The 25,012-nt window shown below is 29.9% G+C and carries 21 protein-coding genes; all 21 read left to right on the forward strand.

The window, feature by feature from the left end; genetic code table 11:
• Positions 1 to 3 precede the first annotated feature (3 nt).
• The 21 genes from ACQZHJ_RS02075 (at position 4) to ACQZHJ_RS02175 (ending at position 25,004) form a co-directional block, all read left to right on the forward strand.
• Entirely contained in the window at positions 4 to 1,503 is a 1,500-nt protein-coding gene (locus tag ACQZHJ_RS02075; protein WP_430483887.1) for an NAD(P)H-hydrate dehydratase, read from the forward strand.
• A gap of 59 nt (positions 1,504 to 1,562) precedes the next feature.
• Positions 1,563 to 2,156 carry a germination lipoprotein GerS-related protein gene (locus ACQZHJ_RS02080; protein WP_430483888.1) on the forward strand — a complete coding sequence of 198 codons (594 nt, stop codon included), beginning with the start codon at positions 1,563 to 1,565 and terminating at the stop codon, positions 2,154 to 2,156.
• 244 nt (positions 2,157 to 2,400) lie between these two features.
• Positions 2,401 to 2,643 (forward strand): hypothetical protein, encoded by a 243-nt coding sequence (locus tag ACQZHJ_RS02085; RefSeq protein ID WP_430483889.1) that lies wholly within the window; start codon positions 2,401 to 2,403, stop codon positions 2,641 to 2,643.
• A 5-nt stretch (positions 2,644 to 2,648) separates the two neighbouring features.
• Positions 2,649 to 2,999, forward strand: a complete 351-nt coding sequence (locus ACQZHJ_RS02090; RefSeq protein ID WP_430483890.1) for a type II toxin-antitoxin system PemK/MazF family toxin — start codon at positions 2,649 to 2,651, stop codon at positions 2,997 to 2,999.
• A 454-nt stretch (positions 3,000 to 3,453) separates the two neighbouring features.
• A complete protein-coding gene (locus ACQZHJ_RS02095) occupies positions 3,454 to 4,278 on the forward strand; it encodes a transketolase (RefSeq protein ID WP_430483891.1) in 825 nt (274 codons plus the stop codon).
• The gene (locus ACQZHJ_RS02100; protein ID WP_430483892.1) at positions 4,278 to 5,222 is read left to right on the forward strand and encodes a transketolase family protein; all 945 of its coding nucleotides are present in this window, start codon (positions 4,278 to 4,280) and stop codon (positions 5,220 to 5,222) included. Before ACQZHJ_RS02095 ends, ACQZHJ_RS02100 begins: the two co-directional genes overlap by 1 nt.
• A gap of 299 nt (positions 5,223 to 5,521) precedes the next feature.
• A complete protein-coding gene (locus ACQZHJ_RS02105; protein ID WP_430483893.1) occupies positions 5,522 to 6,379 on the forward strand; it encodes a YitT family protein in 858 nt (285 codons plus the stop codon).
• Between the two features lie 208 nt (positions 6,380 to 6,587).
• Positions 6,588 to 7,274, forward strand: a complete 687-nt coding sequence (ftsE, locus tag ACQZHJ_RS02110; RefSeq protein WP_430483894.1) for a cell division ATP-binding protein FtsE — start codon at positions 6,588 to 6,590, stop codon at positions 7,272 to 7,274.
• On the forward strand, positions 7,264 to 8,172 hold the full coding sequence (ftsX, locus tag ACQZHJ_RS02115) for a permease-like cell division protein FtsX (RefSeq protein ID WP_430483895.1): 909 nt from the start codon (positions 7,264 to 7,266) through the stop codon (positions 8,170 to 8,172). Before ftsE ends, ftsX begins: the two co-directional genes overlap by 11 nt.
• A gap of 169 nt (positions 8,173 to 8,341) precedes the next feature.
• On the forward strand, positions 8,342 to 9,550 hold the full coding sequence (locus tag ACQZHJ_RS02120) for a S41 family peptidase (RefSeq protein WP_430486850.1): 1,209 nt from the start codon (positions 8,342 to 8,344) through the stop codon (positions 9,548 to 9,550).
• Positions 9,551 to 9,577: 27 nt separating this feature from the next.
• A complete protein-coding gene (locus ACQZHJ_RS02125) occupies positions 9,578 to 10,867 on the forward strand; it encodes a PDZ domain-containing protein (protein ID WP_430483896.1) in 1,290 nt (429 codons plus the stop codon).
• A 131-nt stretch (positions 10,868 to 10,998) separates the two neighbouring features.
• Positions 10,999 to 12,981 (forward strand): excinuclease ABC subunit UvrB, encoded by a 1,983-nt coding sequence (gene uvrB, locus ACQZHJ_RS02130; protein ID WP_430483897.1) that lies wholly within the window; start codon positions 10,999 to 11,001, stop codon positions 12,979 to 12,981.
• A 332-nt stretch (positions 12,982 to 13,313) separates the two neighbouring features.
• Positions 13,314 to 14,165 carry a DegV family protein gene (locus tag ACQZHJ_RS02135; RefSeq protein ID WP_430483898.1) on the forward strand — a complete coding sequence of 284 codons (852 nt, stop codon included), beginning with the start codon at positions 13,314 to 13,316 and terminating at the stop codon, positions 14,163 to 14,165.
• Between the two features lie 235 nt (positions 14,166 to 14,400).
• A complete protein-coding gene (locus ACQZHJ_RS02140; protein WP_430483899.1) occupies positions 14,401 to 15,132 on the forward strand; it encodes an ABC transporter ATP-binding protein in 732 nt (243 codons plus the stop codon).
• Positions 15,119 to 16,717: a putative ABC transporter permease subunit gene (locus ACQZHJ_RS02145; protein WP_430483900.1), complete on the forward strand. Its 1,599-nt coding sequence runs from the start codon at positions 15,119 to 15,121 to the stop codon at positions 16,715 to 16,717. The genes ACQZHJ_RS02140 and ACQZHJ_RS02145 overlap by 14 nt, the downstream gene beginning before the upstream one ends.
• Positions 16,718 to 16,976: 259 nt before the next feature.
• Positions 16,977 to 17,981 (forward strand): alpha/beta hydrolase fold domain-containing protein, encoded by a 1,005-nt coding sequence (locus ACQZHJ_RS02150; protein WP_430483901.1) that lies wholly within the window; start codon positions 16,977 to 16,979, stop codon positions 17,979 to 17,981.
• 343 nt (positions 17,982 to 18,324) lie between these two features.
• Positions 18,325 to 19,842, forward strand: coding sequence for a MutS-related protein (locus ACQZHJ_RS02155; RefSeq protein ID WP_430486851.1), 1,518 nt, complete (start codon positions 18,325 to 18,327; stop codon positions 19,840 to 19,842).
• Between the two features lie 150 nt (positions 19,843 to 19,992).
• Entirely contained in the window at positions 19,993 to 21,561 is a 1,569-nt protein-coding gene (locus tag ACQZHJ_RS02160; RefSeq protein WP_430483902.1) for a MutS-related protein, read from the forward strand.
• 18 nt (positions 21,562 to 21,579) lie between these two features.
• On the forward strand, positions 21,580 to 22,266 hold the full coding sequence (locus ACQZHJ_RS02165) for a FadR/GntR family transcriptional regulator (RefSeq protein ID WP_430483903.1): 687 nt from the start codon (positions 21,580 to 21,582) through the stop codon (positions 22,264 to 22,266).
• A 287-nt stretch (positions 22,267 to 22,553) separates the two neighbouring features.
• On the forward strand, positions 22,554 to 24,077 hold the full coding sequence (locus ACQZHJ_RS02170) for an L-lactate permease (RefSeq protein WP_430483904.1): 1,524 nt from the start codon (positions 22,554 to 22,556) through the stop codon (positions 24,075 to 24,077).
• 138 nt (positions 24,078 to 24,215) lie between these two features.
• Positions 24,216 to 25,004, forward strand: coding sequence for an electron transfer flavoprotein subunit beta/FixA family protein (locus tag ACQZHJ_RS02175; protein ID WP_430483905.1), 789 nt, complete (start codon positions 24,216 to 24,218; stop codon positions 25,002 to 25,004).
• Positions 25,005 to 25,012 lie beyond the last annotated feature (8 nt).

A 25,012-nucleotide genomic window follows, 5' to 3' on the forward strand; every position in this document is an offset into this window, starting at 1 on the left:
ATTATGGAAATATGCAGCTCAAATAGTATAAGGAGTATGGATAGAGAATATATAGAAGCGTTTAATATGCCAAGTATAGTTTTGATGGAGAATGCTGTTATTAAATTCTTAGACAGTATTGATTTAACTAAAGAAAGTTTTACTATTATTTCTGGAAGAGGTAATAATGGTGGTGATGCATTAGGCATTGCAAGACATCTGTTAAATAAGGGTAAAAAGATTTATGTACATATATTAGAAAAGAAAAAGTGTGGATCAGAGGATTATCAGATAAATCTTAATATATTAGAAAGTCTAGGTGTAGAGATTAAAAATATTTCTAAAGTTAGCGATATAGAAAGATTAGAACATGACATAATAAAAAGCCAGGTTATTATAGATGGGATTTTTGGAACAGGGCTTAAAAGAGTGGTATCTGGGATATATTCAGAAGTTATTGAATGCATAAATAGAAGTAGTAAAATTACTATTTCAATAGATGTGCCTTCAGGAGTAGACTCAGATACTGGAGAAGTTTTAGGTTGTGCAGTTAAAGCAGATAAAACCGTAACGTTCCAAGTTTATAAGAAAGGGTTCTTAAATTATAAGGCTTTTGAATATACTGGTGAAATAGAAACTGTTGACATAGGAATTCCAAAGGAAATAATTTATAAAAACTCAGATAAGATGAGATTTACAGATATACAATATGTAAGAGAAAAGTTTCCTTTAAGAGATAAGTTTGGACATAAAGGTACATATGGTAAATGTTTGGTAATAGCAGGGCATAAGGGGTTTATAGGAGCTGCATACATGACTACTAAAGCAGCAATAAAAAGTGGAAGTGGATTGGTTACTTTATTAACTCATGAAGATGTTCAAAGTGAATTAGCAATAAAGTTAAATGAAGCTATGACTGGAAGATATACATTTTGGGATGAATACAAAAATTTAGTTGAAAGTGCTGATGTGATTGCATTTGGTCCTGGAATGGGGAATGATGACTTAACATTACAAAAGTTAAGTGAAATTCTAGAAGTTTATAAAGGTAATATAGTAATTGATGCAGATGGAATAAATGCATTGGCGAAAGACAAAAAGCTAATAGAGAAAAATAAAGGTAAGATAGTTATAACTCCTCACCCTGGGGAAATGGCAAGATTAATAAATACATCAATTAAAGAGGTTGAAAGCAATCGTATAGAAGTTGCTAAAAGCTATGCAAAGAAAAATAAAGTGGTAGTTCTTTTAAAAGGATATAATACAGTAATTACAGATGGAGAAAATGTGTTTATAAATACTACTGGAAATAGTGCAATGGCATCTGGTGGTATGGGAGATACTTTAACAGGAATAATAGCATCTCTAATAGGGCAAGGATTAAATGTTTTTGATGGAGCTATTTTAGGTGCTTATATACATGGGTATATAGGAGAAGAGTTATCTAATAATCATTTTTCAGTTTGTGCAACTGAAATTATAGAGAATATTCCTAATAAAATGAAAGAATTAATCAGCTTTTAGAATAAATAAGATTACTAATTAATAGTATGTAAGGTATAAGGTTTCGATAGGAGGAAATGATGAAGGACAAACGGAATACTATACTTATTATGCTATTAGTTATAATCTTAATAGTTGTAGGTGGACTAGCTACTTACCAGAAGTTTTATGATGTAACACCAGAAGAAATACTAGAAGAAATGTTCTCTATTAAGTCTTATGAGACAGATGTAACATATGATGTGAAAAATTCTAGAGGTCAGTTCCAAGAAAAGGGTAGAATCTATTACGATGAAGAAATGGGAACAAAAATAGTTCTAGATGACAGAGAACAGTTATTCAAAGAGGATAAAATAATAATAAATTACTTTAAAGATGATAAAACTTATGAAGTTGCTGAAGATTACGATGAATTCTATAGATTTATGTTTATAAATAAGTTGAAAGACTTATGTAATCAAGAACATAATATTACGTATAGATGGAGTGATGAAAATGAAAAGTCAGAAGTTATATTAGAGCTTAAGGACCTAAATGGCAATGAAAATTTTGCAAGAGAAGTAATAATTATAGATGCGAAGAAAAAGGTTCCGAATAAAGCTATAATTTATGGAAGAAATGATGCTGAGAGTGTTGTTATAAAATTCAATAACTTCAATAAAATTAAAGGGTAGGTTTAATTTGAGGTTGTACAATTTTAAAAATGAACAACCTCAAAAATTCAATAAAATAAATAATAATGCTGTTATTTTACATATTAATATATAAAAAATTTATTAAATAGAAATTTGTAGAAGAAAAATAGAATTTTGTGTCAAAAAATATCGTTTACTTAAGAGGAAGTCTTTGACAAAGTGGCATATTTTGTAATATAATCAATACATAATTAAACTCTTTTTACATTTAGGAGTGATGTTCATGTCAAAGTCAAAGATTAATAAACAAGATTTAAAAAAAGAAAAAAAAGTTGAAAATTTTAGTCAATTAAAAGGACAAAAGCTAATAACATATAGTAAGGACAAAAATGAAAAAGATTTTTATGAAGTTATGAAAGAAGGGTATAAAGCTATGGCTTTAATAAATTCTCAATATGCCGAAGAGGCAACTTCAGTAGAATACTTTGATCAAATAGAATATGAGGCGTGGCTTTGCGGAGTGTGATATAAATGGCTAGTTTGAATGTAAAAAGAGGCGATATATTTTATGCTGACCTTAGTCCAGTTGTTGGATCAGAGCAAGGTGGAATAAGACCAGTAATAATTATACAAAACGATATAGGAAATAGATATAGTCCAACTGTAATCGTTGCGGCTATAACTTCTCAAATAAATAAAGCAAAATTACCTACACATGTAGAGATTTCATCAGAAGAATATGGTCTAAATAGAGATTCTGTTGTTCTTTTAGAACAGATAAGAACTTTAGATAAAAGAAGACTTAAAGAAAAAATTGGACATATGACAGAAGTTGATATGAAAAAGGTGAATAAATCTCTACTAATTAGTTTAAATTTATAATAATAAGAGAAATATATTTTGGCTATGATTAAAATTTTAATCATAGCCTTTAATTTTATATAATAATTAAAATAAACATAGAAATTTGGAGTGATTTTTTTATATAGCAAGAATTAAATTAAAAAAAATTTTATGTAATCGATATAATTTTTTGTATAGTATTAAAGCGAGAAATAAGATACTCTATTTAAAACTTTTTCATAGAAAAAAATATCCAGGATATACTATTATAGACTTAATTCTATGAAAAATCTCTTGAAAAGATTAAAAACAACACTAAATAGAGTAGTCTAATTACATTATGTGATATGCTTAATGAAAGTAAAAAAGGTAAAAAGATTAGCATAATTATAAAATTGCTATAGGAAAAGTACTTTTTTTGTGATAGAATTAACTTGGCAAAAAGATAAGATAATATTTAAAAAAAGTTTACATAAATGTACAGGAGGTCATTATGAGCAACAAGATACAAGAGTTAACAAGCATGGCTAAAATTATAAGAAAAGACATAGTAACTATGCTTACTGAGTCAGCATCAGGACATCCAGGTGGATCACTATCAATAGCAGATATAGTTACAACACTATACTTCAAAGAAATGAATATTGATCCAAAGAATCCTAAAGATCCTAACAGAGATAGATTCGTTTTATCAAAAGGACATGCAGCACCAGTTTTATACAGTGCTTTAGCAAGAAGAGGATACTTTGATCCAGCTGAATTAACTACATTAAGAAAATTTGGTTCAAACCTTCAAGGACATCCAAATATGAACGATTTACCAGGAATCGACATGTCAACTGGTTCTTTAGGTCAAGGTATATCAGCAGCTGTAGGTATGGCTTTAGCTGGTAAATTAGATAACAAAGATTACAGAGTATTCACAATCCTAGGAGATGGAGAGTTAGAAGAAGGTCAAGTTTGGGAAGCAGCTATGTCAGCAGCTCATTACAGACTAGATAACTTAACTGCTTTCGTTGACTTCAATGGATTACAAATAGATGGAGACATAAAAGAAGTTATGAGCCCATGTCCTATAGACAAGAAATTCGAAGCTTTTGGATGGAATGTAATAGTTATAAATGGACATAACTTTGATGAGATAATAGATGCTATACAAAAAGCAAGAAGTACAAAAGGTGCACCAACTTGCATAGTTTGTAACACAGTTAAAGGAAAAGGTGTTTCATTCATGGAAAACGAAGCAGCTTGGCATGGAACAGCTCCAACTAAAGAGCAATGTGAGCAAGCTATAAAAGAGATCGGAGGGGACAACTAATGGCAAAAAAAATAGCAACTAGAGAAGCATACGGAAAAGCATTAGCTGCATTAGCTAACGAAAATCCAAACGTAGTAGTTTTAGATGCAGACCTTTCAAAATCAACTAAAACTGCAGATTTCAAGAAAAACTGCCCAGAAAGATTTATAAACATGGGTATAGCAGAAGGAAACATGATGTCAGTAGCAGCTGGATTATCAACTTGTGGAAAAATCCCATTTGCTAGTACATTTGCTATGTTCGCTGCTGGAAGAGCATTTGAGCAAATTAGAAACTCAATATGTTACCCAAGATTAAACGTAAAAGTATGTGCTACTCATGCTGGTTTAACAGTTGGTGAAGATGGAGCATCTCACCAAGCAATAGAAGACTTATCATTAATGAGAAGTATTCCAAACATGACAGTAATATGTCCATCAGATGCTATTGAAACAGAAGCTGTTATAAAAGCAATTGCTGAATTCAATGGCCCTTGCTATGTAAGATTAGGAAGAGCTGGTGTTAATGTAATAAATGACAGACCTGATTACAAGTTTGAAATTGGAAAAGGTATAGAATTAAAAGAAGGTACTGATGTAACTCTATTCGCTACTGGAATAATGGTAGACGTTGCTATAGAAGCTGTTGAAGCTTTAGCAAAAGAGGGAATTAATGCTAGATTAATAAACATTCATACTATTAAACCAATAGACCAAGAGCTTATAATAAAAGCTGCTAAAGAAACTGGTGCAATAGTTACATTAGAAGAGCATAATATAATCGGTGGATTAGGATCAGCTGTAGCTGAGGTTGTTGGAGAAGAATATCCAGTACCTGTAGTTAAAGTTGGTGTTAAAGATACATTCGGAGAGAGTGGTAAACCAGACGAATTATTAAAAGCTTATGGATTAACTTCAGAAGAAGCAGTTAAAGCTGCTAAGAAAGCAATGAGTTTAAAGAAATAATCCAATTACTTCTATAATATAGTGATTAAAGCAGCATGAGTAAATTTCTCATGTTGCTTTTTTTATAGTATTTGAAAGTTATTTAAAATATAGTAGAGCTTTTAAATATATTGGGGTAATAATAACTTGAAAATTTATCTTCAAAATATTATGATTTATATTATTTATGATTAATGATAATGGATTTAAATTGCCAAAATATGAATAAAGATGGTAATATTAAAAATTGAGGGTAATAAATTAATTACGTGAAAGAGTTAATATAAATATTACTAAATCTAATAAAAGGGGGAATTTAAGTGAAAATTAGTATGAAAACATTAAAAGAGTATGGAATAATTACTTTAGGAGTAATTCTTTTAGCTGTATCTTTAGAGTATTTCTACTATCCTAATGATATTGCCGCAGGTGGTATATCTGGTTTAGCCTTAGTTATAAACAAGGTTACTGGCATGTCACAAGGGATGTTTATGAATATTGCTAATGTAATATTGTTTGCTTTAGCCTTTTGGCTTATTGGAGGAAACTTTGGAGGGCGTAGTATTTATGCAGCATTTGGGTTATCATTTGCTATAAGTTTAATAGAAAGCTTTTTACCTACATTTGCGGTTACTGAAAATATGCTGTTAGCTACTATATTTGGAAGTGCTGTAGCTGCATTAGGGATAGCATTAGTGTTTAGTCAAAATTCATCAACAGGTGGAACTGCGATTATTGCTAAGATTTTAAATAAATATGTACACATTGATATTGGTAAATCACTTTTATGTGCTGACTGTGTTGTAGTTGTATGTGCACTTTTAGTTTTTGGAGTTGATAAAGCATTATTTGGATTGATTGGTGTAGTTATAATGGGTACATTAATCGACAAAATAATAGAAGGATTTAATTCTTGTAAGCAACTTCTAATAATAAGTGAGAAAAGTGATGAGATTTCCCAGGTAATAATGAAAGAAATAGAAAGAGGTTGTACTAAGATTCAAGGAACAGGTGCATACTCAAATGAACCAGTTACAATGCTTTATGCAGTGGTAAATAGAAGACAATTTATAAGTTTAAAAACTAAAATAAAAGAGATTGATCCTAAAGCATTTATCACAGTAAATGATGCTAAAGAGGTCTTTGGAGAGGGATTTCTTGACCTGGTAGAAATTTAGAAGTTTATTATGATATAATTAAGATGCTTTACATTAACACATAAAATTTTAACAAAAATTAAGTAGATTAATGTAGAAAAATAGAGTAAAATAGAAAAATAGATTAGTGTTGATAGCAATTGGGTAAATTTAAATATATGTTACATCTAAACGGGGGTTTAGATTATTATTTTGTTGAGTTAGAAAAAGTTATTAAGGAGTGTTAACAATGATAGAATTTAAGAATGTTAGCAAGGTCTATAACAAGAATGTAAAAGCTTTGTCAAATGTTAACTTAAACATTGATAAGGGTGAGTTTGTATTCTTAGTGGGACCTAGTGGAGCTGGTAAATCAACTTTCATAAAGATGCTGTTAAAAGAAGTTGAACCAACTACTGGAAACATCGTTATGGGAAATGAAGATTTATCACAAATAAAGAGAAGGCAAGTACCTTATCATAGAAGAAAGATAGGTATGGTATTCCAAGACTTTAGATTAATACCAACTTTAAATGTTTACGAGAATGTTGCTTTCGCAATGAGAGTTGTAGGAGCTACACCTAAGGAAATCAGAAAAAGAGTTCCAATGGTATTATCATTAGTTGGATTATCTAATAAGTACAAAATGTTCCCTAGTGAGTTATCAGGAGGAGAACAACAAAGGGTATCAATAGCAAGAGCTATAGTAAATAATCCAAAAGTTTTAATAGCTGACGAACCAACAGGAAACTTAGACCCAGATACAGCTAAAGAGATTATGGAATTAATAGATGATATAAACATGGCTGGAACAACAGTTGTTATGGCTACTCATGCTAAGGAAATAGTTAACTCAATGAAGAAGAGAGTTATAGCTATAGACAAGGGAGAAGTAGTTAGTGACGTTCAGAAGGGAGGATATGAATATGAAGTTTAGTACGGTAGGATATTTCATATCAGATGCTTTCAAAAGTTTAAAGAGAAATAGAACAATAAGTATTGCTTCTGTGGCAACTGTTCTTACAACATTATTTATATTTGGAGCATTCTTATTAACTGCTTTAAATGTAAAAGCTGGTGTAACAGATGTTCAAGATAAAGTAGAGGTTAAGGTATTCCTTAAAGATGACATAAAACAAGATCAGCAAAAAGCTATAGAAGACAAGTTAAAAACAATCAGTGGTGTTAAAGAAGTAGTTTTTGAATCAAAAGATCAAGCTTTTGAAAATATGGAAAACACAAGTGATTATAATAAAGAAATTTTAGCTGGATATAGTAAAGAGAATAACCCATTACCAGCATCATACATAGTAAGATTAACTAGCTCAGATATTGCAACTTCAGTTGAAGAGGGAGTTAAGGTTGACGGAAAATTCATGCCTGGTATAGAAGATGTGGGAAATGATGAGCAACTTCTAGGAACTATAAATGCTTTCGTTAAGATAATAAACACTGTAGGATTAGTTTTAGGAGTAATCTTCATAGGTGTATCATTATTCTTAATCGTAAATACTATAAAGATAACTGTTTACTCAAGAAGAAGAGAAGTTGGAATAATGAAATTCGTTGGAGCTACTGACTGGTTTATAAGATGGCCATTCGTAATAGAAGGTGTTATCATTGGATTGATTGGTGCAGTATTATCAACAGGGCTTTTATATGGTGGATATCACTGGCTATATGGAAAAATTATGGCTGGATCATCATTATACATGCCTCAACTTGTAGCACCAAGTTATGTATTAACAACAATGTCATGGCAGTTTATACTAGCAGGTATCGTAATCGGTGCTTTAGGTAGTATAATAGCTTTAAGAAAATTCTTAGACGTTTAATATTTAATATAGAATATAAAAAGCTTAAAATACGTAAACTATTTAAATATAGCGTATTTTAAGCTTTTTTTTGAAAGGGTGGGTTTTTGTGAGTAACAGAGATGATAATAACTTGGATATTAAGAATAATAAGGGTAACAAAAAGAAAAAGGGGTTAAGAGCACTTGCTATGTGGTTAGGATTAACACTTATGGTTGGGGTATCTGTTTATGCGGGAAATAGATTAACGGCATTGGGAGTACTACCTTTAACTAGTGTAAGTGCAGTTCAATCCTCTTTAGAAAAGGTAAATGATACTGAAAATTTTAAAAAGGTATTAGAAGTTAGAGAAATGCTTTATAGGTGGTATGATGGAGAAATTGATGACAGTAAGCTTGCAGAAGGTGCTATAAAGGGAATGGTAGCTTCTTTAGGTGATCAGTATTCATACTATATGAATGAAAAAGAATTTAAAGATTTTAAAGAGAAGAGCCAAGGCAATTACATGGGAGTAGGAATTCAAGTTGGTGTTAAAGATAATAAAATAGTAGTTGTAGCACCTATTGAAGGAGGACCAGCTGAGAAGGCAGGAATACAAACAGGTGATGTCATAGTAAAAATAAATGATGTTCCTGTTTCTGGAGAAGAATTGGATAAAGCAGTTTCTATGATGAAGGGAACTACGAAAGAAAACATAAAGTTAACATTATATAGAGAAGGTAAAGGCGAATTTGACGTAAATGTCATGAGAGATGAGATTAAGACTGTCAATGTAAAAAGTGAGATGATTAATGGCGATATTGGATACATTGAAGTTTTAGCCTTTGATGAAGGTACAGCTAAAGAATTTGAAACACAATTAAAAGCTTTAGAAGAAAAGGGTATGAAGGGGTTAATATTAGATTTAAGAGGAAATCCAGGTGGTTTCATGAAAGAGTGTGTGGATTTAGTTTCAAACTTCGTTCCTAAAGATAAAGTTGTAGTATCCACAATAGATAAGTATGGAAACAAGGAAGAAAGTGTATCTAAAGGTGGAATAGCACAAGGTATGCCTCTAGTAGTATTAATAGATGGTGGTACAGCATCAGCATCTGAAATAGTAGCAGGAGCTATAAGAGATTATGATTTAGGAACATTAGTTGGAACAACAAGCTTTGGAAAAGGTATAGTTCAGGTTGTTTTAGACAAAATAGGAAATGAGAAAGATGGAACAGCATTAAAGGTTACAATTTCTAAATACTATACTCCAAATGGTGAAAATATTCATAAGAAAGGAATATCACCAGATATAACTGTTGAATATCCAGCAGAGCTTAAAGAAAAGCCATATATGAGAAGCACTGATCCTCAATTTGAGAAAGCTTTAGAGGTTATAGAGGGTGAAATAAACAATAAATAATATAATCAGAAACTTGGAGGACTTGAAATGAATCTTGTTATAGAAACATTAAGAGCAGTATCTTATGCACTGGTAAGTCCTACCTTAGCTTTAATGTTAATAGTAATAGGTATCTTATTCTACTTTAAGAATAGAAAAATTGCATTTATGCAAAAATTAATGCTTGGGAGGAGTGTTTATACTCCTCTTGAGCTAACATTATCACAAATTTTAATAGGTATTTTAGGAGGAATAATAGCAAGTTTAATTCTAAGTTTTTTAGGTATAACCTTTGAAAATAGTTCATTAGTTGATGTAATATTAACGGCATCAATATTTTCAATTGTTTATAAAAATAAATTTCTTAAAATACCATACATAGCAATGATTTTAGGAATAATAGGTGTTGTTTTAGGCATCAATTCTACTTATATTGCTAAAGGATTTAATTTTTCAATAAATTTAACAGCAATAATTACACTAGTTGGAGTTATTTCAATAACTGAAGGAATTTTAATAATGGTAGATGGGAAAAAGGGATATCTACCTATATTTACACAGAAGGATGGAAATTTAGTAGGAGGATTTAGCTTTAGGAGATTCTGGGCGTTACCTATAGGACTTTTAGTTATATTAGGAGTTAATGGCGGAAGTTCATTTGTTAATGAGATTAATTCTTTACCTCAATGGTTACCATTCTTAGGATTAGAAAACATAGCTACCATAGTTGGTGGTGCAACTATAGTAAGTGTAGCATCTTATGGAGTTATATCTTATGATTCAACAACATTTACAAGAGATAAGAATAGTAAGATTTTAGCATCAGGAATAAGTGATATAATATATGGTGTAGTTATAGTAATATTAGCTTACATATTAAATTACAGTTACATATTAACCATTATTTTAATTATAGTAGTTCCTTTTTTATATGAGATTAAGATTAGATTAGAGGATAAACTTGAAAGTAAAAGGGAGCCTTTATATTTTTCAAGTGAAGAAGATATATGTATATTAGATGTTCTTCCTAATTCATCAGCTTATGAAAAGGGATTAAGAAGTGGAGATAGAATAATTAAAATAAATGGTGAAACTCCAAAAAGTGAAAAAGATGTATTCATGGCAATAAAGAAGAATTATTATGGAGTCACTATTAAAATAAGGAAAAAAGATGGTAAAATAGAAGAGCATAATATTCCAAGTAAAAATAGAGGAGAACTTTTTGGAGTGGTATTAGTTCCAAAAGGAGTTTCATTTGATAGAGAAGTAAATGAGCTTATAGAAAAATTGAAAAAGGCTTCTCAAGAGGAAGAACAAAAAATAGATAAAAATAAATAGGTATAACTTAATAGATATTAAAAAGGGTTGTAAAATAAACTTATATATTAAAAATTGTTAGTTTTCGAATGTAGTAACAGGTTTTATAAGTAGGTTATTATGCAATCCTTTTGTAACAAGGAGGGAAAAGAATGGGAGAATTTAAGATAAAATCAAAGTTTAAGCCTACAGGGGATCAACCTATGGCTATTGATAAATTGGTTAAATCACTTGAGGATGGAAATAGAGGACAGACTCTTTTAGGGGTTACAGGTTCAGGTAAGACTTTTACTATGGCTAATATAATAGAGAGAACTCAAAAACCTACACTTATACTAGCACACAATAAGACATTAGCAGCTCAGCTTTGCGCAGAGTTTAAAGAGTTCTTTCCAGACAATATAGTAGAATATTTTGTTTCATATTATGATTATTATCAACCAGAAGCCTATGTACCTCAAACTGATACCTTTATAGAAAAGGATGCATCTATAAATGACGAGATAGATAAACTTCGTCACTCAGCAACATCAGCACTTTTAGAGAGAAGAGATGTAATTATAGTTGCTTCTGTTTCATGTATATATGGTCTTGGTAATCCTGAAGAATATAAAAAACTTACTATTTCTTTAAGACCGGGAATGGAAAAAGATAGAGATGAAGTTATTAAAAAGCTTATAGAAATACAATATGAAAGAAATGATATAGATTTTTCAAGAGGAACATTTAGAGTAAGGGGAGATAATTTAGATATTATTCCTTCATCATCTTCATCAAAGGGGATAAGAGTAGAGTTCTTTGGAGATGAAATTGATAGGATTAGAGAATTTGATGTTTTAACAGGTAATATAATAGGAGAATTAAAGCATGTTCTTATTACTCCAGCATCTCACTTTGCTGCTTCTCAAGAAACCTTAGAGAAATCAATAGGTGTAATAGAAGATGAACTTGAAGAGAGATTAAAAGTTCTTACTGCTGAGGATAAAATTTTAGAGGCTCAAAGACTTAAGCAGAGAACTAACTATGATATAGAAATGATTAGAGAAATGGGGTACTGTCAAGGAATAGAGAACTATTCAAGAATATTAGATGGTAGAGCACCAGGAACTCCACCTCAAACTTTATTAGATTACTTTCCAGATGATTTCTTAATGTTTATAGATGAAAGTCACGTTACATTACCACAGGTTAGAGCTATGTATGCTGGGGATAGATCAAGGAAGACTTCATTAGTTGATTTTGGATTTAGACTTCCATGTGCTTTTGATAATAGACCACTTAAATTTACTGAGTTTGAAAATAAAATAAACCAAGTTGTATTTGTAAGTGCTACTCCTGGTGATTATGAATTAGAACATTCAGAAGTTATTGCGGAGCAGATAATAAGACCAACAGGGCTTTTAGACCCAGTAATAGAAATAAGACCAATACAAGGACAAATTGATGATCTTTATGGAGAAATACAAAAAACTGTTCAAAGAGGCTTTAGAATTCTTATAACAACTCTTACAAAGAGAATGGCAGAAGACCTAACTAAGTATCTTAAGGATTTAAATGTTAAGGCCACATATATGCATTCAGATATAGATACCATTGAAAGAATGAAGATAATAAGGGAACTTAGACTTGGAGAAGTTGATGTATTAATAGGTATAAACCTTTTAAGAGAAGGATTAGATATACCAGAGGTAGCATTAGTCGCTATTTTAGATGCAGACAAAGAAGGATTTTTAAGATCAGAAACATCTTTAATTCAGACTATAGGTAGAGCAGCTAGAAATGCTGATAGTAGAGTTATAATGTACGCAGATAATATAACTAAATCTATGAATAATTCAATCAAGGAAACTGAAAGAAGAAGAGTAATTCAGATGGAATACAATGAGGAGCATGGAATTACTCCTACTACTGTAATCAAAGGTATAAGAGATGTTATAGAGGTTACAAAGGTTTCAGAGGAGAAAGCGGATTATAAGGCAGAAGTTAAAAATGCTACTAAGAAAGATATTCCACTAGATAAACTTATAAAGCAATATATGGATGAAATGAAAGAAGCGGCTAAGAATCTTCAGTTTGAAAGAGCGGCAGAGCTTAGAGATATAATAAAAGATCTAAAGGAAAACAAAGATAAATAGAATATGAATAGACTATATCAGATAAGTGTTTGATATGGTTTATTTATATGTAGAAAATTACAAAAAATAATTTTAAATCCAGTTCCGTATTGAAAAAAGTTTTACAAAATTGAATTAGATGTTAAAATGAATAATATATTGTTAAAAAATAGTTGTTGTTAATATGAATTTAAGAAAAGAAATATTGACAATTCAATATAAGATTAGTTGTAAAAGCATAAATATAGTTATATAGATAAAGCTTATTACGAGAAGTAAATTAAAAATTTAGCATTTTATTGTATAGATAATTTAAATGCTAAAATAATGTATTTAAATTTTAGGAGGAATATATGGCTGTTAAAGTAATTACAGATAGTACTAGTTGTATACCAAAAGAATTAGCTGAGAAGTACGGAATAGAGATAGTATCTTTAAGCGTTATAATGAATGGAGAAAGTTATAAGGAAGTTGAGATAGATAGTGAGGCTTTTTATGCTGAATTAGACAAGTGTGATAAACTTCCAACATCTTCACAACCTTCAATGGAAGAGTTTTATAATGCTTTTGAGAAGTTTGCTAAGGATGGTCATGATATAGTTGCAGCGTTTATATCATCTAAATTAAGTGGAACGTATACCACTTCACATATTATAAAAAGTATGATATTAGAAAATTATCCAGATACAAAGATTGATCTTATTGATTCACATACATCAGTAATGGCTCTTGGAATTGGAGTAATAGAAGGAGCTAAAGCTGCTCAAGAAGGAAAAGATTTTGATGAAGTTTCAAGAATTGTTAGAGAAACTATAGAGGAATCAGAAATAGTATTTATTCCAGGAACTTTAGATAATCTTAAAAAAGGTGGAAGAATAGGTGGAGCTGCCGCATTGTTTGGAAAAGTTCTAAAAATAAATCCAATACTAACAGTTAAAGAAGGTGCTGTTGTTGTAATGGATAAGGTTAGAACTAAGAAAAGAGCCATAGATAAAATAGTAGATACAGTTAGTCATGAGATAAAAGAGCACGGAATCAAAAAGGCAGTTGTATGTCACATATTAGCTGAAGATGAAGCTATTGATCTTGCTAAAAGATTAAAAGATGAGCTAGATTTAGATACTATGATTGGTGAAATAAGTGCCGTTATAGGTGTACATGTAGGGGTTAAAAGTGTAGGAATAGCTTATGCTAGAGAATCTTAGTCTAGATAATCAAAAAAGCAGTCTGCAAATCTGAATAGGGTTTGTAGACTGCTTTTTTTGATTCGGCCATATTTAAATTTATTATTGATTTCTAAATATTATTAAAATACAGCTTAATAAAAAATAAAATTAAAAGTTTTTTAAGGGAAAATTAAGGCTAATATTGGTATATAAACTATAATATGTATTAATGGTATGTTAAAATAATGTTAAAAAAGCGTTAGGGGGTAAGGTTTTGATTAGTTTAAAAGATGTAAATAAAGAATATACAGCAGGAATAAAGGCTGTGGAGAATTTGAATTTAGAGATTAAGGATGGAGAAATATTTGGTATATTAGGACCAAATGGAGCAGGTAAAACAACTACAATAAGTATGATTACTGGAATAGCAGAACCAACTTCAGGAGAGATAACAATAAATAACATAGACATAAGCAAAAGTCCTGTAGAAGCTAAGATGCAGTTTGGATATGTTCCAGATAGTCCAGATATGTTTTTAAGATACAAAGGTATTGAATATCTTAACTTCATGGGGGACGTGTATGAGGTTAGCCAAGAGGATAGGAAGTCAAGAATAGAAGATTTAGCTAAAAGGTTTGAAATGGAGAATGCTTTAGGAGATAAAATACAAAGTTATTCTCATGGTATGAGACAAAAGATTATAATAATGGGAGTTTTGATTCATAATCCTAAGGTTTGGATATTAGATGAGCCACTTACAGGATTAGATCCAAAATCGTCTTATTTATTAAAAGAAATGATGAGAGAACATGCTGATGCTGGGAATACGGTTTTATTTTCAACTCACGTATTAGAAGTTGCTGAAAAGGTTTGTGATAGAGTCGGAATAATTAAAAAAGGAAAATTAATATTTGTTGGTACATTAGAAGAGTTAAGAGAAGAGTTTAAAGGTAATGATTCATTAGAAGAAATGTTCTTGGAGATTACAGGAAATGAAGAGAATTAGATTACTATTAAAATATTTTGTAGGAAATTCATTTAATAACTCTTCAACAGGAATAAAAAATAAAAATTTAGCTATGCTTTTTTATGTATTTATTATCATAGCCATATCTATGCCAATAGCTGGATTAGTAGATTCTATGTATCCAACTTTTGCAGCCATAGGACAAGAAGGATATGTTTTATCATTCATATTTTTAATAGGATCACTAACTTTATTAATATTAGGTATATACGATATATTAGATTCGTTTTTCTTTTCACAAGATATAGAACCTATGATGTCACTACCTTTTACAAGTAGTGAAATTATGATCTGTAAGTTTATAACATGTTTAATAGATATGTATGTTTATTTATTGATAACAATATTACCATTGATATCATTTGGGTTAAATTCAAATGGTGGTTTATCATATTTCTTAATGGCTATACCTGTATATTTATTTGCACCAATAGTAGTAATAATACTTTGTATATTGATAATTATGGTTTTGATGAGTTTTATAAATATATCAAAGTATCAAAATGTATTTAAAGGTATATTTGGAACACTTGGAATAGTTTTTATGGCTGGTATTTACTTGTTAAATTCAGCTGGAATTAGCCAAGAAAATGTTACATTAGCTATGTCAGAAAAAAATGGCCTTGTAGAATTGACTAATAAGGCATTAATAACTAATACTTTTAGTGTTAAGGCTTTATTATATAGTGATTCTTCCGTTGGATTAATGAATTTAGGCTTACTTATAATAGTATCAGTGATGGCTTTAATTATTGCTTATATGTTAGGGAAAATAATGTACAATAAAATACTCAGCAAAAACTTAAGTGTTTATAGCGAAAGAGAAAATATATTTGAAAAACATGGTGATAAAGTCATTGTAAGTAATTCTAAGAAAAAAGCTATTGTATTAAAAGAACTTAGAACTATTTTTAGAGATCCAAGTAACTTTATAAATTGTGTTGTAATGCTTATTTATATGCCTGTTTTATTATTTGTTTTCTTATTGAAAGGAGATCTGTTAAGTGATAAAAGTCAAGAATTTAGGGATATTATAATATTAGGAGTAACATTTTTGGCAACAGCTTTAACTATAAGTGGGAATGCAGCTGCAGCTACGGCTCTAAGTAGAGAGGGTAAGGAAATATTTGTGTCAAAATATATTCCAGTTGATTATAAAACACAGATTCATGCAAAAATCATTGTATCCCTAATGATAAATGGATTAGTTCTTATTTTAGGTATTATTCTAACAATATATCTAAAGGCTTCACCAACAGTAATTATAATGAGTTTATTGATACAAATAGTTACTATAATTCTTATATCATTAGCAGGTATTCTTTTAGATTATTCTTCACCTAAATTAGATTGGGTAGATACAAAAAACTTATATAGTAAAAATTTTAAACCGTTAATAATAATGTTTGCATGTCTACTTGTTGGTTTAGCAAACTTAGGATTAATGGTAACTAAAAGTATAATTATAATTTTTTTAGTAGATATAATACTTTTAAGTGTAGTAAGTTTTATTCTATATAAGATTCTTATGAAAACAGGCTTAAACTTATATAAAAAAGTTTGATTTTAACAAAAGTTTGGCGGTTAAGTAAATATAAAATTTAAAAGTGTTAAAATAATGATTTTAGTAGTGGGAGATATTAGATAAATTTTTGATATCTCCCACTATTTTTATGTATAAATAGTATTTTATAATGATAAAATAAAAAACGTAACTTTTTTATAAATAATAGTATAAAAAAGTTTGATATTATCTTAATAAAGAGTAATTTTTTATATGGTCTATTTTGATCACTTAAAATATGTGTTTGAGGGGGAGTAGGATGAAAAAGTTTTTAAAAGTATTGGGGGTAATATTTTTAAGTTTAATAATTGTATTAGGAGTAGTAGCCTATTCATTTAGAGCGCAGATAGGCTTTTATATAAACATAGGAAAAGAATATTTGGCATTAAAAGAAAATCCACCTACTATAGAGGAATTACAGAATATGAGTATGAGTAAGGATATGGATTACAAGGATATAGTTTATAAAGATACTCATGGAAAAACTCAGACTTTAGATATATATGGACCAGAGAAGAAATTGAAAAATGGTTCACCTGTAATTCTTTATGTACATGGAGGAAGTTGGGTTTATGGAAATAAAGAAATTCCAGAGGTTATAGCTCCTCTTTTAGATGCATTTAGAAAAGAAGGATATACGGTTATAAGTGTTGGATATGAACTAGCAAGGGACAAGGTTGACTTCTATAAGCAAACCGCAGATGTTAAAGATGCTATAAGGTGGGTTTATAAAAATAAAGATACTTATGGATTTAACACAGATGAGATTGGCGTAATAGGAGCATCAGCAGGAGCTCATTTATCTTTATTAGCTACATATAGTGGAAATGATGACTTTGTAGATGATAAAGAACTAGCTAAGTATCCATCAGAGGTTAAATATGTTGTGGATTTCTTTGGACCTACAGAATTAGATACATTAGATATGAGTAGTGCATCATGGGATTTAAACAGGTCTATAGAAAGAACTGAAAGTCAATTAAACGGGGAAGAAAGTATAAGTGGATATATGGATAAGTATAGTCCTATAAACTATGTTAAACCTAACTTACCAAAGACACTAATAGTTCATGGGCGCCAAGATAAGTTAGTTCCATATAGCAATTCGCTTGACTTATACAATAAGAGTAAAGAAGAGGGGAATGAAGTTCAGATCTTAACATTAGAGAATAGTGGACATGATTTCTCACAGATTGATGTTAATGAAGTTTTTGAATTAGGATTAAAGGTTCTAAACTTTATACTTTTTAATACTAGGTTTTAAGCTCGTATTGGGTTCTATCTATATATTCATACCTAATTTAGTTTCGTAAAGATGTTATATTAGCTACATTTAAGAATTAACAACGGTTTAAAATAGAGCTTAATATTTTAAATAGTTATATCAGCTTGATTTAATATATCGTCTGATATAACTATTTTTTTGTTGAAATTAATTTCCATATGAAGGAAAACGATATATAATTAAATACAATAAATATTTATGTAAATAGGGAGTAGGGAAAATGGTTTATAAAAATGATAAAACATTATGGGTCTGGGTTAAAGAGCAATTTTTTCCTAGGCTTAGAACATTGAGATTAATCAGATATGATTATGCAGAAGAAATGGATAAAAAGAGAAAGTTCAATAACATAAGAAAGCTATATGATATGAGTGAAAAAGGGGAATACCATATAGATGATCAAACTTGGCACGATTTAGATTTAGATAAGGTTTATGAAAAGGTAGATAGAACTTACAGTAGTGTTGGAGAAGCAGGACTTTATTCCATGCTTAGAAATCCATTGAATGATGAAAAAAAGCTAAAAGAAAGAACAAAAATAATAGAACACTACAAAGAAAATGAGAAAATAAGAACAAAAATATTGGGGATTTTCTTTGATTTAGGAATGGATAAGAAGAATAGCCTGTTAGATATGGTAGATGAGAAGTTAATAGAATCTAACAAGAAAAAATATTTTTTATATACAATTTTAGGTAAGATAATACCTTTAATACTCATATTTTTAGCTATATTTGTTGATGTTAGAGCAATGCTAGTATTTATGTTTTTAACATTTTTTAATATGTATATAAACAATATAGAAAGAGAACGAATTAAAGCTAATGGGCTTATTTATTTAAGAAAAATCATTAAGGCTTCTAGGAAATTGCTTTTAATAAGAGATGAAGGGTTGGAACCATATAAAAAAAGTATAAAATTAAGCTTGGAAAATTTGAAATCTATTGATAGGAACACAAGAATAATTGCCTTTACAAATATGTGGGGAGGAGTATTTGAGTTTATTTCAGTTTTGTTTTTATTGGAGGAAACAGCTTACTATAAAATTGCTGATTCAATAGAGAAGAATAAAGAGTCGTTTTTAAATCTTTATAGAGATTTAGGAGAAATTGAAGCCTTAATATCTATGGGAAGTTATGAAACTCAATGCAAAAGTAAAATAAGTACTCCAATATTTATAAAAGAGACTACCCTAAGAGTTAAAAATGGAATACATCCAATCATAGAGAAACCTGTAGCAAACTCAATAGATATGAATAAGAGAGGTATTGTACTTACAGGAACAAATATGTCAGGTAAATCTACTTTTCTAAGAATGATAGGTGTTAATATGCTTTTTGCTCAGTGTTTTAACTTTGTATTAGCCGATAAATATGAAGCGCCTATTTTTAATATAGTAACCTCAATAAGTCCTAATGATGACTTAAGTAGTGGAAAGAGCTTCTACATGGCAGAAGCTGAAGCAATATTGAGAGTTATTAAGGCTTTGGATAAGAAGTTACCAGTATTTTGTGCAATAGATGAAATATTTAGAGGAACAAATCCTGTTGAGAGAATATCATCTTCGGCAGAGATTTTAGATTATATAAATAAGGGAAACACTATATCAATAGTTGCTACACATGATAGAGAATTAGTTGATATAGTAAAGAATAACTATGAATTCTATTATTTTAGTGAAAGAGTAGATAGCAAAGAAGGATTAAGTTTTGATTATAAGCTTAAAAGAGGAGTTTCTAAGACTAGAAATGCTATAAAACTTCTAGACTATATAGGTTACCCAAAGGAGATAGTAAATAAAGCTTACAATAGGTCTGAAAAATTAGAAGGCTTTATTTAAATCAGCGAATTATTTTAAATAGATTTAGTTGTTTAATTAGATTAATTTCCATTTTAGTATAAAAAACTATATAATTAAAACATGAATTTTATCTAAAATTTAGAAAACTTGTTTGTTTTACAAGTGAGAATTAAAGTAAGGAGTAATGAAATGGATAGAAGCAGCTTACTAAAATCAATAAAATATGACTATGCAAAAGACTTAGATAAAAAAAGGAATTTTAAAAATATAAGAACCCTATATGATATGAGTGAAAAAAGCGAGTATCATATAGATGATCAGACTTGGCATGACCTAGACTTAGATAAGGTTTATGAAAAAATTGATAGAACTTATAGTAGTGTTGGGGAAGCAGGGCTTTATTCAATGCTAAGGAATCCATTAAATAATGAAGAACAGTTAAAAGAAAGAAGTAGGGTTATAGAATATTATAAGGAAAATCCAGATGTAAGAACTAGAATATTAGGAGAATTTTATGATTTAGGAACAGATAAGAAAAACACCTTATTAAACATGGTAAATGAGAAATTAATAGAATCTAATAAGACAAAGTATTATGCGTACACAATTATAGGAAAGGTACTACCTTTAATATGTATACTAACAGCTATATTTTATAATGTTAGCGCTATGCTTGGAGTTATGCTTTTATTATTTGTTAATTTATACATAAATAGCAAAGAGAGAGATCGTATTAAGGCTAATGGTTTAATTTATTTAAGAAGAGTTATAAAAACTTCTAAAAAGCTTATGACGATAAAAGATAAAGGCTTAGATGAATACAGAAAAAGAATAGAATCAAACTTAGAAGCTTTGAAATCTATTGATAGAAATACAAAAGTTATTTCATTTATAAATATGTGGGGTGGAGTATTTGAGTTCGTTTCAGTAATATTCCTTTTAGAGGAAACTGCTTATTATAAAATAGCTGATTCAATAGAGAAAAATAAAGAGTCGTTTTTAAGTCTTTATAGAGATTTAGGTGAAATTGAGGCGTTAATATCTATAGGAAGCTATGAAACTCAATACAAAGATAAAATAAGTACTCCTAAGTTTATAAAAGAAACTACTTTAAAAGTTAAAAATGGAATACATCCAATTATACAAAAGCCTGTTGCAAACTCAATAGATATGAGAAAAAGAGGAATTGTACTTACAGGAACCAATATGTCAGGTAAATCTACATTTTTGAGAATGTTAGGAGTTAATATGCTATTTGCTCAATGCTTTGATTTTGTATTAGCAGATAAATATGAGGCACCAATTTTTAATATTGTAACTTCAATAAGTCCAAATGATGACTTGAGTAGTGGTAAAAGTTTTTATATGGCAGAAGCTGAATCTATATTAAGAATAATTAAAGCTTTAGATAAGAAATTACCTGTATTCTGTGCAATAGATGAAATATTTAGAGGCACCAATCCTATTGAGAGAATATCCTCATCAGCAGAGATTTTAGAATATATAAATAAGAAAAATACTATATCAATAGTGGCTACTCATGATAGAGAGCTAGTTGATATATTAAAAGATAGCTATGAATTCTATTACTTTAGTGAAAGTGTTAATAACAAAGATGGATTAAGCTTTGACTATAAGCTTAAAAAAGGAGTTTCTAGAACTAGAAATGCAATAAAACTGTTAAGTTATATAGGATATCCTAAAGAGATAACAGAGAAAGCATATAGAAGATCGGAAAAGCTAGAAGGTTTTATTTAGAAAGGACTGTTAGTTTGAATGTTTAAACCAGTGAAAAATACAAAGGTCTATGAACAGGTTGTAGATCAGATAAAGGAAATGGTTAGGGTAGGACAGATAAAAAAAGGGGATAAGCTTCCTACAGAGAGAGTAATGGCAGAAGAATTGCAGGTTAGTCGAACTTCTATAAGAGAAGCAATGAGAGCACTTGAGGTTGTTGGTCTAATAGAAAGTAGACAGGGAGCTGGAAATTATATAAGGGAAGAATTTGATAATGTTTTATTGGAGCCACTTTCAATAGTATTTATGCTTCAAAATGGAACTAACAAAGACATACTTGAATTAAGAGAGGTTCTAGAGTTATCAACAATATTTTTATCAGTAATGAGAATATCAGAGAATGATTTAGAAAATTTAGGAGAATTAATAGAAAGATTTAAATATTCAACTAGTGAAGAAGAAAGTTCTATAATAGATAGCGAGTTCCACAGTATTATTGTTAAGGGTGCAAATAACGTTCTTATTACAAATCTACTAGAGGGTGTTTCAGAGTTAGTAGATAAATTTATAAGTGAAGGAAGAAGAGCTATTTTAAGTCATAATAATGGTAAAGAAAAATTATTTGAATACCATGAAAAAATTTATTTAGCCATAAAAGAAAGAGATGGATATAAGGCTTATAAGGCTATGCAGGAGCATTTCGAATTATTAAAGGAAAATATTTAGAATAAATTTAATTTAATTTTAGAAAAGGGGCGTAATGCCCTTTTTTACTTATATATGATGAAATGGGAAATTTGACTAAACGTTTTCAGTGGTATAAGGTTAAATTAGAGTATTAAATGTGAGTTTGGTATTAAAGTTTTATACAATAAAATTTATGAAGAGAGTAGATGTCACTTGGTAATCTTTATAGATTTTATTGTATTTTACTTTAAAGATAAATTAATTTATATTCTTAAATTGGTATTACCAATATAGGGCATCATAATATTATTATGAGGGGTGAGAAAATGAACAATTATATTATGTTTTTCATTGCTCTTATACCTATAGTAGTTCTTATTATAGGACTTGGAGCTCTTAAAATCCCAGGTCATAAAATATGTCCCATAGGATTAGCTATTACCATAATACTTTCGATTTTCTTTTGGAAGATGTCGGTTATGGACTCTATGACGGCTGCCTTAGAAGGCGTAGTTCTAGGGATTTGGCCTATAATGCTTGTTATTATAGCAGCAGTATTTACTTATAATTTAGTAGTTCATACAAAGGCTATGGAAACCATAAAAACCTTACTAACAGGAGTTAGTGATGATAAAAGAATTTTAGTTCTTATATTGGCATGGGGGTTTGGAGGATTTTTAGAGGCAGTAGCTGGCTTTGGAACAGCTGTAGCAATACCTGTTGGTATAATGGCAGCCTTAGGATTTAATCCTCTATTTGCAGCGATTATATGCTTAGTAGCTAATACGACACCTACAGCCTTCGGAGCTATTGGACTTCCTGTAATAACCTTATCTAATGTGTCAGGAGTACCCATAGAACCATTAAGCTATTATGTTGTTATTCAACTATTCCTCTTCGTAGTGTTTATTCCATTTGTTTTAGTAGCTTTAACTGAAAGAAGTATAAAGGGAATTAAAGGTGTGTTTGGAATAACATTAGCATCAGGGCTTTCTTTTGGAATTGTACAAGTATTAGTAGCAAAGTTTTTAGGTCCAGAACTTCCAGCAGTTCTAGGATCAATAGTTTCTTTATTAGTTACAATATTTATTGCTAAAAAATTTTATAAGAAAAATGAAGATGTGAAAGATGAAGAAAAAATTGATTTTAAGAAAGCTTTAATAGCATTTTCACCATTTATATTAATACTAGTAATAATAATTGGAATAAGTCCATTATTTCCTGCACTGTATAATAAGCTTTCAGCAATAAAAACTTCCTTACATATTTACACAGGGATAGGAGCTAAACCATATACTTTTGTTTGGATAACCACACCTGGAGTCTTAATATTAATAGCAGCTTTTATTGGAGGATTTATACAAAAAGCTTCCTTTAGAGAAATGAGTGGGATATTAATAAGCACATTGAAACAGATGAGCAAATCATCAATAACCATTCTTTCAATAATAGCCTTAGCAAAGGTTATGGGGTATAGCGGAATGGTTGAATCAATAGCTACGGTACTGGTAGCAGTAACTGGAGGATTCTATGCATTTATAGCACCATTCATAGGAGCTTTAGGAACCTTTGTAACAGGAAGTGATACCTCAGCTAATGTATTATTTGGTTCATTGCAAGCGGAAGCAGCAAATTCATTGGGAATAAATCCAGCATGGTTAACAGCTGCCAACACATGTGGAGCCACAGCAGGTAAGATGATATCACCACAGAGTATAGCAGTAGCCACAGCTGCTACAGGGCTTGCTGGAAAAGAAGGAAAAATACTAAATTCAACATTAAAGGTATGTATTTTCTATGTAACAGTACTAGGTTTAATAAGTTATATAGGAAGTTTAGTAATTTTATGAGCAACTAGATTTTGTGAAAACGTTATAAATATTAACTGTGTTTTAAATTGGTATTGATTTATAGAGGTATCTAAAAATTAACACTGGTTTAAAATATAGAAAAATTTTTAAATAGAGTTAAAGAGTGGAGTGATTTTTATGAGAATGATGGTTTGTATTAAACAAGTTCCGGGAACTTCAAAGGTTGAGGTTGATGAAAAAACAGGAGTTTTAAAAAGGGATGGGGTTGATTCAAAGATGAACCCTTATGACCTATATGCTTTAGAAACTGCTTTAAGAATAAAAGAGAAGAAGGGGGGAGAAATAAAGGTAATAAGTATGGGGCCTCCACAAGCTAAGGCTGTAATTAAAGAAGCTTATTCTATGGGAGCTGATGAAGGAACACTGGTTTCAGATAGAAAGTTTGCTGGTGCAGATGTTTTAGCTACTTCTTATACATTATCACAAGGTGTTAGAAAATGTGGAGAGTTTGATATTATACTTTGTGGAAAACAAACTACAGATGGAGATACTGCACAGGTAGGCCCTGAAATGGCTGAATACCTTGGTATTCCTCATGTAGCTAATGTCAGAAGTATATTGGATATAAATGAAGATTTTATAAAGGTAGAAATGGATATGCCAAATACAATAGAAGTTTTAGAAGTTAAGTATCCTTGTCTTTTAACTGTTGATAAAGATATTTTTCAACCTAGATTGCCATCTTATAAAAAGAAAGTAGCAACAGAGGAGAGGGAAATAAATGTTATATCTTTAAGTGATTTTGAAGATAAAGATGAGAAGAAATATGGGTTAAATGGCTCACCAACTCAGGTTGAAAGAATATTCCCACCAAGTAATAATGACAAGCATGAAATTTGGACAGGTGATTCAGTAGAGCTTAGTGAAAAGATGGAAGATAAATTAAGAGAGCTTAAATTCATTTAGGGGGTAAG

This window comes from Clostridium sp. B9, assembly GCF_050509515.1.
In the GTDB taxonomy this organism is placed as follows: Bacteria; Bacillota; Clostridia; order Clostridiales; family Clostridiaceae; genus Sarcina.

Excerpts from the sequence above, each read along its gene's own strand:
- ACQZHJ_RS02120 (WP_430486850.1), top strand. The coding sequence starts at position 8,342 with ATGTGGTTAGGATTAACACTTATGGTTGGGGTATCTGTTTATGCGGGA.
- ACQZHJ_RS02150 (WP_430483901.1), top strand. The coding sequence starts at position 16,977 with ATGAAAAAGTTTTTAAAAGTATTGGGGGTAATATTTTTAAGTTTAATA.
- ACQZHJ_RS02090 (WP_430483890.1), top strand. The coding sequence starts at position 2,649 with ATGGCTAGTTTGAATGTAAAAAGAGGCGATATATTTTATGCTGACCTT.
- ACQZHJ_RS02080 (WP_430483888.1), top strand. The coding sequence starts at position 1,563 with ATGAAGGACAAACGGAATACTATACTTATTATGCTATTAGTTATAATC.
- ftsX (WP_430483895.1), top strand. The coding sequence starts at position 7,264 with ATGAAGTTTAGTACGGTAGGATATTTCATATCAGATGCTTTCAAAAGT.
- ftsE (WP_430483894.1), top strand. The coding sequence starts at position 6,588 with ATGATAGAATTTAAGAATGTTAGCAAGGTCTATAACAAGAATGTAAAA.
- ACQZHJ_RS02125 (WP_430483896.1), top strand. The coding sequence starts at position 9,578 with ATGAATCTTGTTATAGAAACATTAAGAGCAGTATCTTATGCACTGGTA.
- ACQZHJ_RS02165 (WP_430483903.1), top strand. The coding sequence starts at position 21,580 with ATGTTTAAACCAGTGAAAAATACAAAGGTCTATGAACAGGTTGTAGAT.
- ACQZHJ_RS02095 (WP_430483891.1), top strand. The coding sequence starts at position 3,454 with ATGAGCAACAAGATACAAGAGTTAACAAGCATGGCTAAAATTATAAGA.
- ACQZHJ_RS02155 (WP_430486851.1), top strand. The coding sequence starts at position 18,325 with ATGGATAAAAAGAGAAAGTTCAATAACATAAGAAAGCTATATGATATG.
- ACQZHJ_RS02075 (WP_430483887.1), top strand. The coding sequence starts at position 4 with ATGGAAATATGCAGCTCAAATAGTATAAGGAGTATGGATAGAGAATAT.
- ACQZHJ_RS02135 (WP_430483898.1), top strand. The coding sequence starts at position 13,314 with ATGGCTGTTAAAGTAATTACAGATAGTACTAGTTGTATACCAAAAGAA.
- ACQZHJ_RS02175 (WP_430483905.1), top strand. The coding sequence starts at position 24,216 with ATGAGAATGATGGTTTGTATTAAACAAGTTCCGGGAACTTCAAAGGTT.
- ACQZHJ_RS02160 (WP_430483902.1), top strand. The coding sequence starts at position 19,993 with ATGGATAGAAGCAGCTTACTAAAATCAATAAAATATGACTATGCAAAA.
- ACQZHJ_RS02085 (WP_430483889.1), top strand. The coding sequence starts at position 2,401 with ATGTCAAAGTCAAAGATTAATAAACAAGATTTAAAAAAAGAAAAAAAA.
- ACQZHJ_RS02170 (WP_430483904.1), top strand. The coding sequence starts at position 22,554 with ATGAACAATTATATTATGTTTTTCATTGCTCTTATACCTATAGTAGTT.
- uvrB (WP_430483897.1), top strand. The coding sequence starts at position 10,999 with ATGGGAGAATTTAAGATAAAATCAAAGTTTAAGCCTACAGGGGATCAA.
- ACQZHJ_RS02145 (WP_430483900.1), top strand. The coding sequence starts at position 15,119 with ATGAAGAGAATTAGATTACTATTAAAATATTTTGTAGGAAATTCATTT.
- ACQZHJ_RS02100 (WP_430483892.1), top strand. The coding sequence starts at position 4,278 with ATGGCAAAAAAAATAGCAACTAGAGAAGCATACGGAAAAGCATTAGCT.